The sequence below is a fragment of the Pseudomonas sp. 05N432 genome, from assembly GCF_056396945.1.
In genome coordinates, this window is the sequence record NZ_JBFTMM010000019.1 from 37,127 (window position 1) to 53,026 (window position 15,900).

General features: G+C 51.4%; 10 protein-coding genes. 3 read left to right on the forward strand and 7 right to left on the reverse strand.

Features of this window, described 5'->3' with window-relative positions; translation table 11 throughout:
* Positions 1–270 precede the first annotated feature (270 nt).
* The 6 genes from AC1DHT_RS21340 to AC1DHT_RS21365 form a co-directional block, all read right to left on the reverse strand.
* Positions 271–1,368 carry a DNA cytosine methyltransferase gene (locus AC1DHT_RS21340; RefSeq protein ID WP_442114431.1) on the reverse strand — a complete coding sequence of 366 codons (1,098 nt, stop codon included), beginning with the start codon at positions 1,366–1,368 and terminating at the stop codon, positions 271–273.
* Positions 1,369–1,895: 527 nt separating this feature from the next.
* Positions 1,896–2,852 (reverse strand): protein NO VEIN domain-containing protein, encoded by a 957-nt coding sequence (locus AC1DHT_RS21345; RefSeq protein WP_427535950.1) that lies wholly within the window; start codon positions 2,850–2,852, stop codon positions 1,896–1,898.
* A gap of 836 nt (positions 2,853–3,688) precedes the next feature.
* Entirely contained in the window at positions 3,689–4,792 is a 1,104-nt protein-coding gene (locus AC1DHT_RS21350) for an AAA family ATPase (protein ID WP_427536309.1), read from the reverse strand.
* A gap of 583 nt (positions 4,793–5,375) precedes the next feature.
* Positions 5,376–7,214 carry a DrmB family protein gene (gene drmB / locus AC1DHT_RS21355; RefSeq protein ID WP_427535952.1) on the reverse strand — a complete coding sequence of 613 codons (1,839 nt, stop codon included), beginning with the start codon at positions 7,212–7,214 and terminating at the stop codon, positions 5,376–5,378.
* On the reverse strand, positions 7,211–10,318 hold the full coding sequence (locus AC1DHT_RS21360) for a helicase-related protein (RefSeq protein WP_427535954.1): 3,108 nt from the start codon (positions 10,316–10,318) through the stop codon (positions 7,211–7,213). The genes drmB and AC1DHT_RS21360 overlap by 4 nt, the downstream gene beginning before the upstream one ends.
* Positions 10,315–12,414 carry a UvrD-helicase domain-containing protein gene (locus AC1DHT_RS21365; RefSeq protein WP_477761462.1) on the reverse strand — a complete coding sequence of 700 codons (2,100 nt, stop codon included), beginning with the start codon at positions 12,412–12,414 and terminating at the stop codon, positions 10,315–10,317. Before AC1DHT_RS21365 ends, AC1DHT_RS21360 begins: the two co-directional genes overlap by 4 nt.
* A gap of 847 nt (positions 12,415–13,261) precedes the next feature.
* Between AC1DHT_RS21365 and AC1DHT_RS21370 the strand changes: the two genes are divergently transcribed.
* The 3 genes from AC1DHT_RS21370 (at position 13,262) to AC1DHT_RS21380 (ending at position 15,137) form a co-directional block, all read left to right on the forward strand.
* Positions 13,262–13,795, forward strand: coding sequence for a BRO-N domain-containing protein (locus tag AC1DHT_RS21370; RefSeq protein WP_477761463.1), 534 nt, complete (start codon positions 13,262–13,264; stop codon positions 13,793–13,795).
* A gap of 121 nt (positions 13,796–13,916) precedes the next feature.
* A complete protein-coding gene (locus tag AC1DHT_RS21375) occupies positions 13,917–14,630 on the forward strand; it encodes an HNH endonuclease (protein WP_427535960.1) in 714 nt (237 codons plus the stop codon).
* Positions 14,631–14,732: 102 nt separating this feature from the next.
* On the forward strand, positions 14,733–15,137 hold the full coding sequence (locus AC1DHT_RS21380) for a very short patch repair endonuclease (protein WP_427535962.1): 405 nt from the start codon (positions 14,733–14,735) through the stop codon (positions 15,135–15,137).
* A 321-nt stretch (positions 15,138–15,458) separates the two neighbouring features.
* On the opposite strand, the gene AC1DHT_RS21385 is transcribed toward AC1DHT_RS21380, so the two are convergent.
* Positions 15,459–15,704, reverse strand: a complete 246-nt coding sequence (locus tag AC1DHT_RS21385) for a type II toxin-antitoxin system Phd/YefM family antitoxin (protein WP_427535964.1) — start codon at positions 15,702–15,704, stop codon at positions 15,459–15,461.
* Positions 15,705–15,900 lie beyond the last annotated feature (196 nt).

Consider the following 15,900-nt stretch of genomic DNA (forward strand, 5'->3'; position numbering starts at 1 on the left):
TTTCGAGCCCCATCACCAACGCCTTTGGTGCCTCGCTTGGAACCTAAGCGGGCCTCTAAAGCCGAGAAACAAGCCGCTAAGCTTCAAGATCTTGATCATGCCATCATCATAATGCTGATCCTTATGCTGAGGTAATGAGTACTAAAGCACTACTTGAATCAGAAAGATATTATATCGCTGAGTGGTGGCAATGGTTTACTGTTCACGAACAGCGGTCTATGAACGCCACCTAATAACTCCTGCCTGAAAAGAGCGAAGTAGATTAGCGCTCTACTTCGCCTTTAAGTTTTTTTTGGTTTTTATGGATTTTTTTACGGCCGCGGCGATACTTTTTCCAAGCAGTGGTGGTACAGCATTAGATACCTGCTCGACTTGCTGGGATAAATTACCTTCTAGAACGAAGCTCGAAGGAAAACTTTGCAGTATCATTGCCTCGTAAATACTGAGTCGTCTAGTTCCACTTGGATGAATATGTATCTCACGATGACCAAATGCAATTGTCGGACTTGCATCGCCCCATGAAAGGCGCTTAAAGCTGCGCCCTTTCGGATAGTCGCCATCGGGATCACTGAATCGTGGAGATTTTGGATTCATAGTCCAATGATTGGGATGCACAGGAATATCTTCCGCCCTCAACTTTCTATCAAAAAAAGTTGGCTCGGCGAGTGCGCCTATTGCTTCCTTTACCGTTCTTAATCCAGTATGCGCCTCTGGGCGTACTTCACTATAGCCTTGATCTGCGCGTAGAGCCGACAACACGATTCTGCGTCGATTTTGAGGTACACCAAAATCGAGGGCACATAGCTCCTTCTCCGTAATACAAAAGCCGAGGGATTCCAACCCCTTAATCAGCGCCTCGTAGGTTGGAGCGTGCTTTTTATCGCGAATTCCAAGAACATTCTCAAACACAACAAATTCAACGATATAGTCAACTTGGAGCCTCTTAACTATATCTAGATATAGTTGCGGCAACTGGTTTCTAGGGTCATCAACTTTCGAATTGGTGTTTGCACGTGAAAAACCTTGGCAGGGTGGCCCGCCGATCAAACCGATGCGGCTTTTCGACTTCACTCGACTCCTAACCAGTTGGAACACTCCTTCAGGTTGGAGCTTTATCAAATCGGCAGCAACGCTATGAGTTTTAGGGAAGTTTCTCTTATGAGTGCTGATGGCAGCCGCAGATATATCAATCGCGACTGGAATCTGAAACCCTTCCTGGTGAAAACCCCAATCCAACCCGCCGGCCCCACAGAACAAACTGATGACTTTGGGAAGGCCTGTAGGTCCCCGCACAATTTTTATGGGCTGAGCAGATGCCTTGCTGGCTGTTGGGGCACTTGGATTTTTGACAGCCATATCTGTGTACATCTTTGCCGCCTGTTGAGGGTGCGATCGCGCGTAAACCAAAAGGAAGCGCAGAATTCAGCTGATTTGCAGGGCTCGTCATCTGTATGGCTAACGCATCGCCTGGGTATTTCTCCTCGCCGATGCGGGCGCTCGTTTAGCAGTCGGCGATTCTACCTGAATGAACGTCGTCTGAAGAGCTTTGAGAGAGAGGAGAAGTCTCAGGAGCTGAATCGCCCTTGATTTCCTAGGCACATTTGAATGACTGCTTGTGGCCGATTCTGTTGGAGAAGTCGACTTTCAACGTTGCGTTACCTATGTATTGAAAAACCGCCCTTCTAAAATCTCATATACGCAACGATCTCGCTTTGGGTTAGGGGTCGAGTACCCCCTGGAAATGCCTCAAAACTACCGGAAGCGACTTTTTCAACAGAGTCAGCCTAAAGCAGCCAGTCGTAGGTGACCGATCTCGACCATTGTGGACTTCGACTAACGCTTGAAACAAAGTCGCAGCCTTCAGGGAAGTCGCGCCCGTAGCGAATTGTTGGGCCCTAATCATTCTTAATGCGGTACCGGTATTGAGTAGCCTCGAGGCTGTCTTCCTCTGGGCACCAAGAATCAAGATGAGTGCTGACTTTACCATCTGACGCATACAAGCCATCCGCACCGTTTTCTAACCTAATCTCAGACACCACCACCAATGCACACTCTTGAGGATTGGCTTTCGCATGAATCACCTCTCCACTCGTAAGAATTATCGAAGCGCCCTCACCGGTCGTCCCCTTAACCTCAATGAAACGCTTCTCGGCATTCAGTGCTGCAAACAGGTCATAGGGCTGCGAAGCCGAAGTATCGATTACAGACCATCCGGCGTCCTCATAGAGCTTACGAGCGATTCCCATAGCATGGAGCTCGACGCACTTACGCTCCTCCGATGACAAACCTAGCCCCTGACCCATGGCTCCAGTCCTAGATCGAGGTGATAGCTGAATATCGGTTCCTTCCAGAAGCGTCCTCACCGTCTCAAAATCCAGCTGCATCATGGACAACTGAGATACCAAGCCGTCGCCGCTAGCAGAACACAACTTGATGGCCTGAACGGGTGGTGGATTACCGAAATGTGCAAAACCTTCAAGATTCGCTGTAAATGACATAACAGGCGCCTCGGTGGTATCTGGCTCGAAGAACTCGATTGCGCAATGACCACACTTCCATTTTGGGGTCTTTGTTTTACGCTCCCTAATGTCGGTTGACTTGCACGAAGGACAGCGCCGGTGGGTCTTTATGGATTGGGCTTCGGCGATTATGCCAATCCGACCAAAGCCAAGAATTTCGTCCTCCTTCCGAAGGATTGCTATATCTCCGGTCTTGATATTTTTGAAGTTCGGAACAAGGCTGTCATATCGGTACTCTTCACCTGTCTTATCTTGGTAACCATCAATACCTTTCGAAACTCTTGTCTGATCGGACTTCTCGAGCAGAAGCCAACATCTTTGAGTTCCACTCATTCTAAACCACCTGTTCTAAGTCCCTACGTATAGAATAAGAGGCGAACGCAAGCTTAGCTTGCGGGCGTCCCGAATTAGCGAAGCGAGCGATCTGAACACTTGTTAGGCTCGGCGCACCATGCAAGTGTCGATAGGATATCCTGCTCTTCTTATGCTCCATGTTTGCGTACCCCACTCAAAACCACACCCTCGATCGTGAGCTTTTTTAATCGCCTCAAGGGTTCCTTTACTTATGCCCCACCCATGTTGCTTTTTATATTTTTCACCCACCAAATCTCACCAAAATATAATGAGCAGCTATTTGCTGCAATAAACTTTTATGCCACACGTGAAAGTCAAACCTTCACTCCGAAATTTTCATTTCTTCATCTATCCGCGTCATACACTTCTCCTTCTGTAAAGTCTAACTACAAATAGGAATTACGTAGCACAAGTAGCGTAATACTTTCCGCCGTTTGTGCCTGATAACGCTCCCTGTCCATGATTAACCCTTTGATCCGCTTGAGTGTCGTGTCTGAAAACGCGATATGGGAGGCGAAGAAAAAAAACGATATCATTTGTGCGAAAATACGGAGCCATCAGCATCGTACCCACAGCCTGCTTTTGTCCCAGGCTGTGTGAAAACATTATAGAACACGCGTGATAGTCAGCGCCGGAGCGAAAATTGCGCTCTTATATAAATTTTGGGTCTGCTGACTAACCAAACGCTGGCAGATTTCACGTAGCAGCACAGACTACAAAACGGTGCATGCGTTTCCATACAGTCTGGGCCGAAAGCTGCCACAAGAGTAGCAACTGATCACGTCGTTCAGACCGTGTAAAATGGCTGCTATCAGTTAAGGCGCAATCTGTGACTTTAATATCGCCGCAAGCACATCGGGGAAGCCGCAGATATATAAAAGAGTCCGAGGTCTCGATAAAGCGACATACGCCAGCTCTGGCGTTTCCAGCAAGTCTGGCGTAGCGAGCAGTATGACTACGCTACGCTCCAACCCCTTAAACCGACGTATAGTATCGACTGTAATTGCTTCCTCATCAGGAGAGGTTGCATTGCAAAGCAGCTCCCCCGCTAGACGGCCATTCGAAGCGATTCTATTGGCAATTAGGGGTGATGAGGTAAGTACCGCAATATCACATGGAGGGATGCGCTCAGGCCCTATGAGCTCCCTAATTTTTGCGTCAATTGACTCTAAAGCTGCGGCTAAACTGTTTACCGGTACGGCTTCTACCTCAACCCCTTCGAGATTATTATGTAGGATTTCATGCCCAGCATAATGTCGCATTGCTGCCGTGTGGATCTGGGATGTATTACGTAAGTTACGCGTGAGCCGTATAGGAACAAGCTCTACTCCCTCAGGTGGGCGGCCGCCGCGATCGTATACCCGTTGGTTGCAGTCATAGAAGACTTGGAGGCGGGAACGCTCGCCGGGTCGTAGCAGAGACTCTAGCGCTATCCACCACAGAGGCCTGAAATCTTGAGCCTCATCGACGACAATAGCATCAAAGGCAAATTGTGGATTGGTATCGACAGCTTCCATGACCAGCTCGGGGGCAGTTTCGTCGAAGAAAGAGGCCTGCTCAGACACCTGAAAAGTAATAGCAGCTCGGCTTGCCAATTGCAGGCATATTTCATGAAAGCTGCCCGTTTCGATGTTCCTTATACCATGCAGTTTTCGTTTTAATTCAGCCGCAAGAGGTTGGTTGTAGCACACCAAAAGGGTCCGGTAACCCGCATCCGCGAAGCGGCGTGCGGTTTCCAGTGCTAAGATCGTTTTACCTGTTCCTGCTCCGCCGGCAATGCCGACTTTGGGAACATCTTGAATAGCTTCCAAGATATGGAATTGCTGAGGAGTCAATGCCTGCAAAGCATGCTCGTCTTCTGCTAGCTGGTGTCCTAGTGGCATTTTCAGCATGAAGGGGCGGGCTAACAGGTCTTCCAAGGCTGTTAAACCGTCTTGGCCCAAAAGCTCTTCACCGCCTGCTAGGGGATGCCCCGCCCCCATTCGTTCAAGTACCCAAGATCTCAAGTCATGTACGTCTTCGTATGAGCAAACAATCTGACGCGGCGCTTCTGCACTTAAACCTGTCTGGGGCACTGCGCAGTCAGGCAACATGATTCCATGGTGCGCGCGTATTCGGCGTGAGCGCCATATGGTTGAGTTGCGGAGCTGCAGAAGGATATTGTGTTTGGCACTCCGAGCTTGTGCGACAGGATCTTTGATGCCGTGTACGAATCCATGCCTGTCACGACTTGTCCAATTGTTAGACGCGGGATCATATGCAATCGCTCCGCCCTTAACTTCAAGCGCTAGGATACCTAGATCAGAATGGGCAACCAGGAAGTCGCATTCTCCATCCCGTTCGGCCCCAGCAGGCGTTAGTCCAAGCCATGGACGACTGTAGAACACCGTGAACGGAGCGCCCAATGCATCTTTTAGAGCGTTGTAAATCCTGACTTCTGCCGCTCGCAGGGGGTTTTCAAGAACTTCACGTGGTAGAGACCTAGGCCACATAGTCGCCATCTTATTTTTTTCTCCCGGGAAGTAGATCTGAGAAGTATCCCGTCTGGGAGGTGCCTGCCGGACCAACTAGCAAGGCGCGATCGAGAAATCGGTTAAAGTGCTCGCATGATGTTTCCGGCGCCAGCACACAGGCGTGACATGCGGCAAGGAGGAAACTACCCGGACGTGCGAACACATCTTCAATGCATAACGGGTCAGATGAGCACCACTCCATCGCTGCAATAGCTGCCTCCACAGTCCTGACAATCCGTGCTGCATCCGCCTGCCGTTGTAAACCACCCAGAGTGCCATCTGCATCGGAGGTGGCAGTGAATATCAGCAGGCCGGCCATCGGGAGATCGCCAGTCGATGCATAAATCCGCTCCCGGAGAGAGGCGCTTGAGTACCCGCATTCGAGAGTTAACTGTCGCATCAGCGCATGCGCAAAGGTGTGAATGAGTAAAAAACGCAGAGTGATGGACTCAGGTAACTCAGAGTCATCGCCATACCGCTCACGCCATTCATGCTTCCACGCTAGATCCAATTTTTCCGCTCGGTCTTGAGCCCATTTCTGTTCTACTTCCCATTTGGCGAGGTGCTCTAAATTGAACTCGAGGAAAACCCCTTCGCCTCGAACTTCAATTGCGGGCAACCACGTCATTGGCTGGAGTGAGAGTGCTGCTAAATCGCGGTTCTCGTCTCCCGGTGGAACTATGCGTGTAAAGCCTTTTAAAGCACGAACCTCTCTTAATCGCACTGCTTTTACAATTCGGCTAAACCACGGCGCTAGATCTGTAGGAACAGTAACATTTCTAACTTCAAACTCTCTATCCGTATCGCTATCTGTGTTTTGGCCGGAGGTTAACTGCCGATATTCCTCCTGCTTTAGATCGGTTACTGGCTGAGTATATTGGTGAAGGCGGTAGTCGATCTGCGCGACAAGCTGCTCTGGTGTTACGTGTAACTCCTGAAGCGCCGGAGCTAAGACGTTTTCAGCAAGCATTCTAACAAAACTGACCCTTTGCCCTGATTCAACGGTAACGATGGCATCCCAATAAATGCCGATCACCTCCTGAAGTCGGTCGGACCACGGTGGGATACTTAGGGCTGATTCGATAACGGGAAAATAAAGGTTTGATGCCCCCCGCTGAACTGCTTGGGGATGGTGACTGCAATTTTGGTCTGGTCCTGCGAGCCATGGACGCTTCCCTGAACAGGTCGAAAACCTCTCCCAAGTTTGATTTGAGAAAATCCCATCCATTGACCTCCGCGCATTGCATTTGGGGCAGCTAAGAATCAGTCCAGCATGACCTGGCCGCTCAGATTCCAAGTGAAGGAAACCGCTACGTCCTGTGCATTCTTCTTCATGGCTAACCCACCAGTGCCAGGGAAAGTCGTCAAGGTGCCCATTTGGGCATGCCATCACAAATCGAACTGGTACAACGTACGTGCGTCCCGCTTCACCTTTTCCGGAGAGGCAAGAGCAGTATCTGAATGCCTTTCCTGGCTCATACCCCCATTTCTTTTGTGGAGCAATACGATTACATCTAGGACATTGGAGCCATCCTGGGAACCTGGTGGCTACCAAAGAACGTTTATCTCCATCACCTTTCCTAGCTCTTGCTGGATCAGTTACCGGCGGCAGACGGAAGCCATGTACTCCGAGCCTCCGCTGGAGTCGGGGTTCATGAATACATTGTTCGTTTCTGAGACCTGCAGGGGGAAATGATCGGTCCCACTCCTCCAGTCCGGCCGCGACTGCGGAAATCGTTGCCTGGTCTGCTCTGAAATCAATAATAGCGCCAGGACCAAAGGTAGCTACTACCGCACTACGGCGAAGTTCTCCTAATTCATTGCTCATTTACCTGATTCCCCCTCGGCACGTAATCTCTCCGCTAGCCTGAACGGCGTACCGGTTTCAACACTGCGCATATTGTTCATTGTCGGCCAGGCTTCGCCTGGGCTGCGACCCAGAGCTTTTTCGGTCGCCGCGCGCTCAGCACTTTGGAGTAGCGAATCCCGTGGTTTGTATTCATGCCAGTAATTGCTTGCGTTGCGTGCAGCCCAGTTATCTAGGCGTTCTAGCAACTCTCCCTCAACTGCAGTTTCATCAGGGTCTATGCGAGCCGCCCGCGCAGTGATCTGAGATATCAACGCACGGGCAGCAGCTTCCGCGTTGCCATCAAGAACTGGCTGTTCCAGCATTCCTGGTACGAGATGACGGACCGCAGCAACCAGGACCGCATGCAGAGCCCGATCCCGCGCACGCGATGCAAAAGGGGTTACGCTAGTCGCCTCAACGTCGCGATAAAGCGTTGAATGCCAAGTACGGAATGTCTCGAAATGCGATCGGTCCCGAGCCTTTGCACTGTTTAGCACCGATACGACCAAACCGGCAACGTCACCGCGACCTACCCGGCTTGTGGCCTGGATGTATTCGGCAATACCTTTAGGCTGGCCATACACAAGCATTAAGCCAAGACGGGGAATGTCCACTCCGACTGATAGCATGTTCGTCGCTAGCACTGCATCTAGAGCACCTTGCTTACTAGCATGAACAGCAAGCAAGTCCAGCATATTGCGGACTTCGTCCTGAGACCGTCGAGAAGTTAACTCTTCGATATTTTCGCAAGATCTTTGCTTTTCCCCTCTCAAATCTGAAAGAGTCTTCAAACTGTCATTAACGTCATCCTGCATTAGGACGAGAGAGCCTCCAAGCTCGCGGAGTGAGTTGAAGTAAGCGACTAACGTCCAGTAAGGGTCTGCTTCTTTCGAGCTATCGAAGCCTCCTTTCCCGGACTGCAATAGCGACGCAGATGCTGCTTGGAGTGTGTACTTGGCGGATCGACCTGCTGAGGCAATACCGACATATCGACGCCCTGCTGCTTGATGATTGGTTACGGCGAAACCAGAGTCATCATGGTCAATGGCTGGGGGAGGAAACTGGCAAATGCATCGATCGAAAAGAGCAAGTACTTGGTCTGCAGCTCGCCGAATAGTAGCTGTTGAACCTATGACTTTAGGTTTCGCACCTTGGGACGATAGCATGAGGTCGAAGGCAGCTTCATAGAGACCAGTCACAGTCCCGAGAGGCCCCGAAATTAAATGAAGCTCATCCTGGATGATCAAATCTGGCACGTGGCCGTTATCCAATCCGAATAACCGATTTATCGCCGGCTTGCGGACTATCTGCGCAAACTTATCTACGGTGCCGATAAGCAAAGTTGGGCGCACTTCGTATATATCTTCGTCTACTGTCCAGATCGGTAAGGGTAAACCACCAGCGTGTAGTTGGCAGGTGTTATTGACGCAGTGAACGAGCACGGGAGCGTCATTAGAAGTCTGGGTCCATGTGAGACGCTCTCCACACGCAGGGCAAGCTTGCAGCTGTTTTGGAGAAGCTCCGCTCTCTCCCTTGAGGGATGCATATGACCCCTTGCGCATATTGGGCGACGCGTCTCCACCCACCCAGAGGCCGATCGAGAATGGAGTTTGACCAAGTCCAGAGGAGTTACGGCGGATAGTTTCGCACGCCATAATAAGTGCTGAGGCACGAATGAATTGCTGGGTAGTAAGCAATCGTAGGGTGTAGCGCATAACTGCGGCCACTCCTGCCCCCTCGTCCCCCCTAGCAAGACGCCGATAAAAGGCTGTCAATGCGATCAGACCTAGATACGCTTCAGTTTTCCCGCCGCCAGTAGGAAACCACAGCAGATCCATGATTTCTCGTGCGGGGTGATCTGAATACACTGCTGACTCAGCTGAAAGAAGAAGGAAACCAAGCTGGAATGGGCGCCACCGCAAAGTGCCTCGAGCAGATTTTTCCTTGTCCCAACTGTACTGGATGATCATTGCGCTATTGGCGAGCTGGAAAGCGCGGGTCAGCGTAGGGTCACTCCCGACTTTTCTTGCACCGGCCTCCATTCGGTCGGCAACTTCGTAGCACCTTCTGATATTCGCCTCAGCCGCCGCCTTAAGATTTGAGGATAACTCTATTAGTTTTTCCTCTTGCAGTTGAATCCAGTTTCTATAGGACTGCGAGACGCCGATAAGTGCAGTTGCGAGCTTGTCAGGTGCGGCAGAAGCAAGCCAAGAAGCTTCGAACGTCTCGCTTTTACTAGCTAAGTCGAGGAAAACTTGGTGGCCGCCGGCGTCCACGGCTGGAACAATCACAGAAGGCAACCAGGTAGTGTTTACAGATATGGCTGCGCCTTCTGCATCCTCTTCCCAGTCAGCAGCACAGGTATGACCTGCTGCAAACTCGTGCGCTTCACGGTAAAGCAACGCGGCAGCCTCGTCGTCCGAATCTACACTCGGCCTGCGCGACGGCTTGGGAACAAGCTGTGTGCCGTATGCAGGGACAACCCTTAAGCTTGTTTGAAAAAGTGTTGCGGCTTCCGATTCATCTCTGCCCTGCTCGGGCGTTGCTCCGTTAACCAAAGTTAAAGTGGTTAGCCATTTTTCTCCAATGTTAAGGACTCGAATATTCAGTGCAACACCCGCAGGAACTCCGACCTTGTTGAGCGCTTGCTTGGGTCTCGCTGTTGTAAGCTCGAGATGATCAATCTCAATTGCGATTGCTCTGCGACGCCAGGTTTTGGGGCCTTTTGCGCCGGGGAGCTCTTCTGGCGAATAAAGTCCAAACTCAATGAACACTGATACTACGGGTGCGCCATCATTGCAGCTCACCGCAAACGATAGCCCAGCTGTTGATGGTCGCCGTAAAGACGATGCTGCCACGGCTTCATCAGCAGGAGTGCCTTCGTCATGTACAGACTCTCCTTCAGTGGCCAAACTGTTGTCATCATCCGGATCCGGAGCGCTATTCTGTGGCCAAAGTATGCCCGTTGCGTATATATCGGAAGGGCGGGCATTGACGCATTCATCTGATTCTCGCGGGCCGACCAAGTCAGTAGCTAAGCGTGATAGCACATGGTCTCGCGGGTAGGTTTGTGCTCGAGTCATTTTTTCTTCCAGAACCGGATCTTGGTATAGGCGATGACCATAGGTGCAAGCATAAATCCACTGGTTGCCCACGGCTCGTGCAAGCGAGTTGCCTCCTGGTCGTCAGGTGCTAGTACCAGAGTTCGAGCACCTATCAGGCGCAAGTGATTTATTTGCGTCGATGGGTAGAGGTCTTCACTGGATTTGATAACTGTAGCTAACGACCAGAGATCGTTTCGAACTGCTGGAGATAGGATTGCTAAGGGGGCTTCATCTTCGACAGCAATTGCATAAAGATTCTTTGTTGCCATTGAGCGAGAGGCACGTCCCATTTTGGGAGCAGCTACAAGCTCCAAACAGCGCTGCTGAGCCCAGGCCGCCCCGATTTCGTCAAAGTGCTCAAAGCCTGTTAGACCAGTGGCCCAAATATCGCCCTCCCGTCCTATCTCGGTCATTAGCGCCTGCTCTGTGCATCTTGGCAAAAAACTGTACGTACGTTTGCTTTCAGGTAGATTTGCAGAGGAGAGCTTGAAGCCGCTGCCAGTGCGCAGCTGAGTTCGGGCTCGGGTAGCCCCAACAAACGCAATGCGCATTTCTTCATCCGTATTGCCACGGGCATCGCTTTTGGGTAACAACAGCAGAACTGTTTCGGCTTCCCTGCCCTTGCTCCCGTGAATTGTTCCGAGCACCGGCCCCGCGGAGCCGAAGTCCTGAAAACAAAGAGTCGATGGAGGCTGGCGGCGGCCAAGCTTTCGCCGGAGAGTTCGCATATCAATAGTTTGACCAGGTAAGCCTGCAAGCTCGGCGAGCTTTACCCATGCATCAGTCATATTACCGCTACCCGGAAGCACATCGGCGACTCGCGCGCTCCACAGAGCCCCGAAATCTTCTCGTCCTAATCGAGACTCTTTGAAATCGAAGAAGCATGCAGCAATCCACGGCGGTAGGCAGCTAGGCATACCGCCAAGGCGCAATCGGTGCGGTACATCTTTTAGCTGTGCTGATGCCATTAGCGCTTCTGCGCGGCGTCGGAACAGCACGAGGGAAGCTGCCGGGAGTGAAGTGATGTCGAGGGTCGGTGCTTTTAGGTCTGGTTCTCCGGTTATGCGCTCAATAGCCGCTCGCACGTCCGCGCTACGCTGGGTAGGACTGCCTGTAGGTGTCAGCACCATGCCACGCACTGTAGTAAAAATCTMTCGTAACTCAGGAGAAGAAGTGCGATGGACTTCCGTTAACGACATGAGCTTAAAGCCAGGGAGGCTACGTAGGCGTTGAAGGAGGGATGAATCCTCCAATGTTGTGCCCAAAGTAGCTTGCTTTGTATCTTCAGCGAACCCATAGATGGATTGAGCCTCATCAGCAAAGACTGTAACTCCACAATCTGGTGCTAGCTTGCGAACGAGTCCCACGACGAAAGCGGCTCTAACACCGATAATATCCTGTGCTTCGTCGATGATCACATGTTCTGCTCTCTCAAGATATTCGGCGGCATCTGAATCTTCGGTAATCAGCCGAAGAGCCGCTGCTACGCCCTCTTCGTAGTCACCTTTAAGAGAAGCTGACTCATCAAAACCTGATCGTAGGGACCAAGCATAAGCGTCKAGAGTTGCGACCTTAATACCAGCAGCTTCAGCCGGATCTGAGAGATAGCCTTTTATTCGTTGGCGAATTTCAAAAACAGCAGTTTGAGTGAAGCTAACTATTAAACAATTAACCGCCTCGATTCGCCCCTGCTCTATGAGTGAGGCAAGCCTGGCGCACGCAACGGCGGTTTTTCCTGTTCCTGGTCCCGCATCGACAATCAACCTCGCAGTGCCAGAAGCGGAGATAACTGCATGCTGCGAAGGATCCCAACCTACGGTCAGAGTTGGGGCTGGTTCGAGCGCGGCTGCGGTGATCCGAGGTGGGGGTGGAAAAGTCTCACAAACTTCTACTGCACTATTACAAACCTGTGGTGAAGGAGGAGGAAACCCGTCGAGGTAAACAATGCCTTCATGAATAGGCCAAAGTTTCTTGTTATAAGTGATTGCCGGTTTGCCATCCAGAGAGCGCAGGGGGCGGAGTATCTGATCGATGACGATGTTGTCACGAACTAGCGACACCAGAATGTCTGTCACGAGATGCACCCTCGGTCTAGAGGCGGCTCGGTGAGCTTTTCTGCTTCACGAGCAGGAAGGCTCAGCGTTGCAAATCGCCATGTTCGAATAGTGCGCAAGGCTGCATGGCGATGCATCAGTCGCCAGTCCAGCTTGTTGGTGATCGACAAGCCCAAAACGTACGTCCATTCCATGTAATACCCCATGCTCCAGATATGGATATTGCCTGAAGATGAAGGCCCTGTGCTAGCATCGTGACGAAGAGTTTGTATTGTTGCCTACAAGGGGCGGCTAGGCGCCGCACGCCAGATTATGTTCGCTCCGGTGACGTAGCCATTTTTGACTCCCCTAATATAGGGCGTGCCAGTACTGCCAAATGCAGTCAAACAGTCCTTGAGATGGTTTGGTACGGCCAAGGGTCGCATTAGAAATAGCATTACCTGCCCCCCGCACAGATCCGTACGTGCGCAGCTACCGCATACGGCTCCTGCATCAAAGGCGTGATACGAGTTAGCTACGTGCACGGCGAACCTTTTTATTGCGCAGAAAACGCTTTACGCATCCCTACGTTACGCCACCAAAACTCCTACAGCACTTCCAGTTCCTTCCGCATTGATGCCCATTCAAAACACCTCTAAGCTCCATTACAGGTGCCTAAGAAACACCCAACGTAGAAGCTGACTTCCTCACACAGAACCGCGTGTTGTCTCAAAGGCATATGCGTAATCCAGTGTGTGAAAGAGACGGCTTGTTGGGATTTCTTACATCCTCTACGTCGGGTTCTGACCCTTTCCAAATTCATACGTAGAGGTAATGGGTATGCCTACACAAAATCCACTCCGCTCTCCCGCAGCTTTGGAGATCGGTCATGTCTGACTCCTTCATTTCAACGGTTTTCACCCGCCATAATCTCCACCTTCACGYCCTCCTTCTGGAAAACCAGCCATGGTTCTGCGCCCGCGATCTGGGTCGGTTGATGGGTGTCTATCTAAACGAACGCATGGTCAGCAAGCTGGACGAAGACCAGCGGCACACGCTGACGATTCGTTACCACGGTCAGCCGGAAAGCAGGCTTATGCTCAGCGAATCGGGTGTGTATGCGTTGTTGGTGTATCACTACGCACCGGGGCATCGGTTGCTGCGCGAGTGGTTGACGCATCAGGTGGTGCCGGCGCTGCGAGACGCACGGCAATCGAAAAACACAGATCGGCCAATGTTGAGTTTGTTGGATTGGCCAGAGATGTCGTTGAGTTTGTTGCATTGGCAGGATGAAGGCTGGATTCGGTTACGGGATATGCCTTATTTGCTGCTCAACCGTACGCGGCGGCGGGTGCCGGTGGTTAGGCCTTGGTGGCGGAAGGTGATGGATTGGTTTCAGTGGTCCAAAGCTTCGGCGAGTTAGCGCGACGGAGTCTTGCGTAGGACCAATCGAGCGAAAAAAATGGTCTTGCCTGTAGGAAATTTCGTAGACGGCGTAATGGCCACTCAGTATCGTCCGAGGGTTTTCAACCCTCGGCGATTGTATGGACACTGGAAAAAAGAACAGCGACTGGAGCGACTTAGAGATTAAGGCTGCGGTCGATGCCTATTTGAAGATGCTGGCACTTGAGCAAAGTGGCCAGAAATTCAACAAAGCTCAGGAAAATCGCCTGCTACGCCAGGGTGTCTTATCGGAACGCACCGAAGGTTCCGTTGAATTTCGGATGCTGAACATTTCAACAGTATTGTTACGAATGGGAAGGGAGCGTATCAAAGGATACAAACCAGCCCCACATGTCGGCTCAAATGTTGAGAGCTCCATTCGTGCGGCACTGGCCGAGAGAAGCATTTTGGCCGCTGACGACTTTGCCCCCACAGCCGATGAGGAAACACTAGAGCGACGAGCCTCCCTACTTCAGAAGCAACCGTTTAATGGTCAGCCAAACGGGATTTTGAAACCGAAGCAAGGACTCACCACCTGCACGTCTTATGTACGTGATCCAGAGGTGAGAGCCTGGGTTCGGAATGAGGCTAACGGCATCTGTGAAGGCTGCGGCCAACCTGCTCCGTTTGAGAAAAACGGACTGCCGTTTCTCGAGGTGCATCACGTTAAGCATTTGGCGCAGAAGGGTTCAGATCGTATTAGTAATGCGGTCGCTCTGTGCTCGAATTGTCATCAACGTTGTCACCATTCGAGCGACAAGGACGAATTCACGCTGTCGCTTTACAAGAAGGTGGCGCGCCTGATTACCGAATAACGAGGCGAAGCAAAACCTTCGTCGAGACGACCCGACGACGAGATCCCGACCTGCAAAGGGTGATCAAAATTCATATGCTGAATTACCAAATAGGTAACCAGAGTGGATGTCGTAGACCAAGCGACGCGATCAAGAATGATGGCAGCCGTTCGGAGTATAAATACCCGTCCTGAGCTCATTGTCAGGAGGTTCCTACACGCTCATGGATATCGATTTCGGATACATCAGAAAAACCTACCTGGAAAACCGGACATTGTATTGGCCAAATTTCGGGTCTGTATCTTTGTCCATGGATGCTTTTGGCATCACCACCCAGAGTGTCGATACGCTACGAGCCCAAAGACCAGATGTGAATTCTGGAATGAAAAGTTTTCACGTAACGTAGCTAGGGATATTGAAAACGTTGAGGCGTTGAAGGTTCTGGGCTGGCGAGTTCTGATCATTTGGGAATGCCAGCTCAAAAAGGGCCAAGACACGCTTGATCAACTGCTTCAACAGCTACGCTAAAAGCCATGCGATGCTGTATCCGTCGTGATCAACCGGCACTCAATCATCGGTGGATGATCCGTTCAATCAGCGTCAATCCTGGTGGTGGAAGGCGTTACGGGTGCTGCGAGGGTTTTGATTGTTCGTAGCTGAAATGAAGAAATCCGCGGCCTGAAGTTCAGGTGGCGGATTTTGTTTATGTGGCATGTTTACCGACGCCATCGCGAGCAGGCTCGCTCCCACAGGGGAACTGCGGCGGGTTTGGAAATCTCAGTGTTCCGCCCCCTCACAATCGCGCCGCAACCACCCGCCCCGATACTGAGGAATAATTCTGTCAGCGCCTCATAGGCCGTCTTCAATTCCATCGTTGATGTCCTTGGGCGTTTTGTCAAAATCCGCAGATATCCGGATTTGCCCTTTCAACCGCCCAGGCTTGCGCATCCGAGGGGTATCGACATGGGGCAACAGATCCAGATAAGGCTTGCCGGCCTTGGTGATCACAACTTGGTCGCCATGCCATGCGCACTCAGCAAGTTGGGAGAGCTGGGATTTTGCTTCGTGCATGTTTACTTGTACCAGTTCATTCATGTGGCACCTCCATAGCGTTAGCCAAGCTAGCCCAAGTCGTAGATTTTCGATAGGCAAGGTGTTGAGCTGAACATCTGTCAAAAAATGACTTCTCAAGTTGCGCGACCTCATTCACCTGCTGAGGTTGTCGTTGGCTGGGAGATCGCCATCGCGAGCAGGCTCGCTCCCACAGGGGATTGGCGGTGGGTTTAGGAGT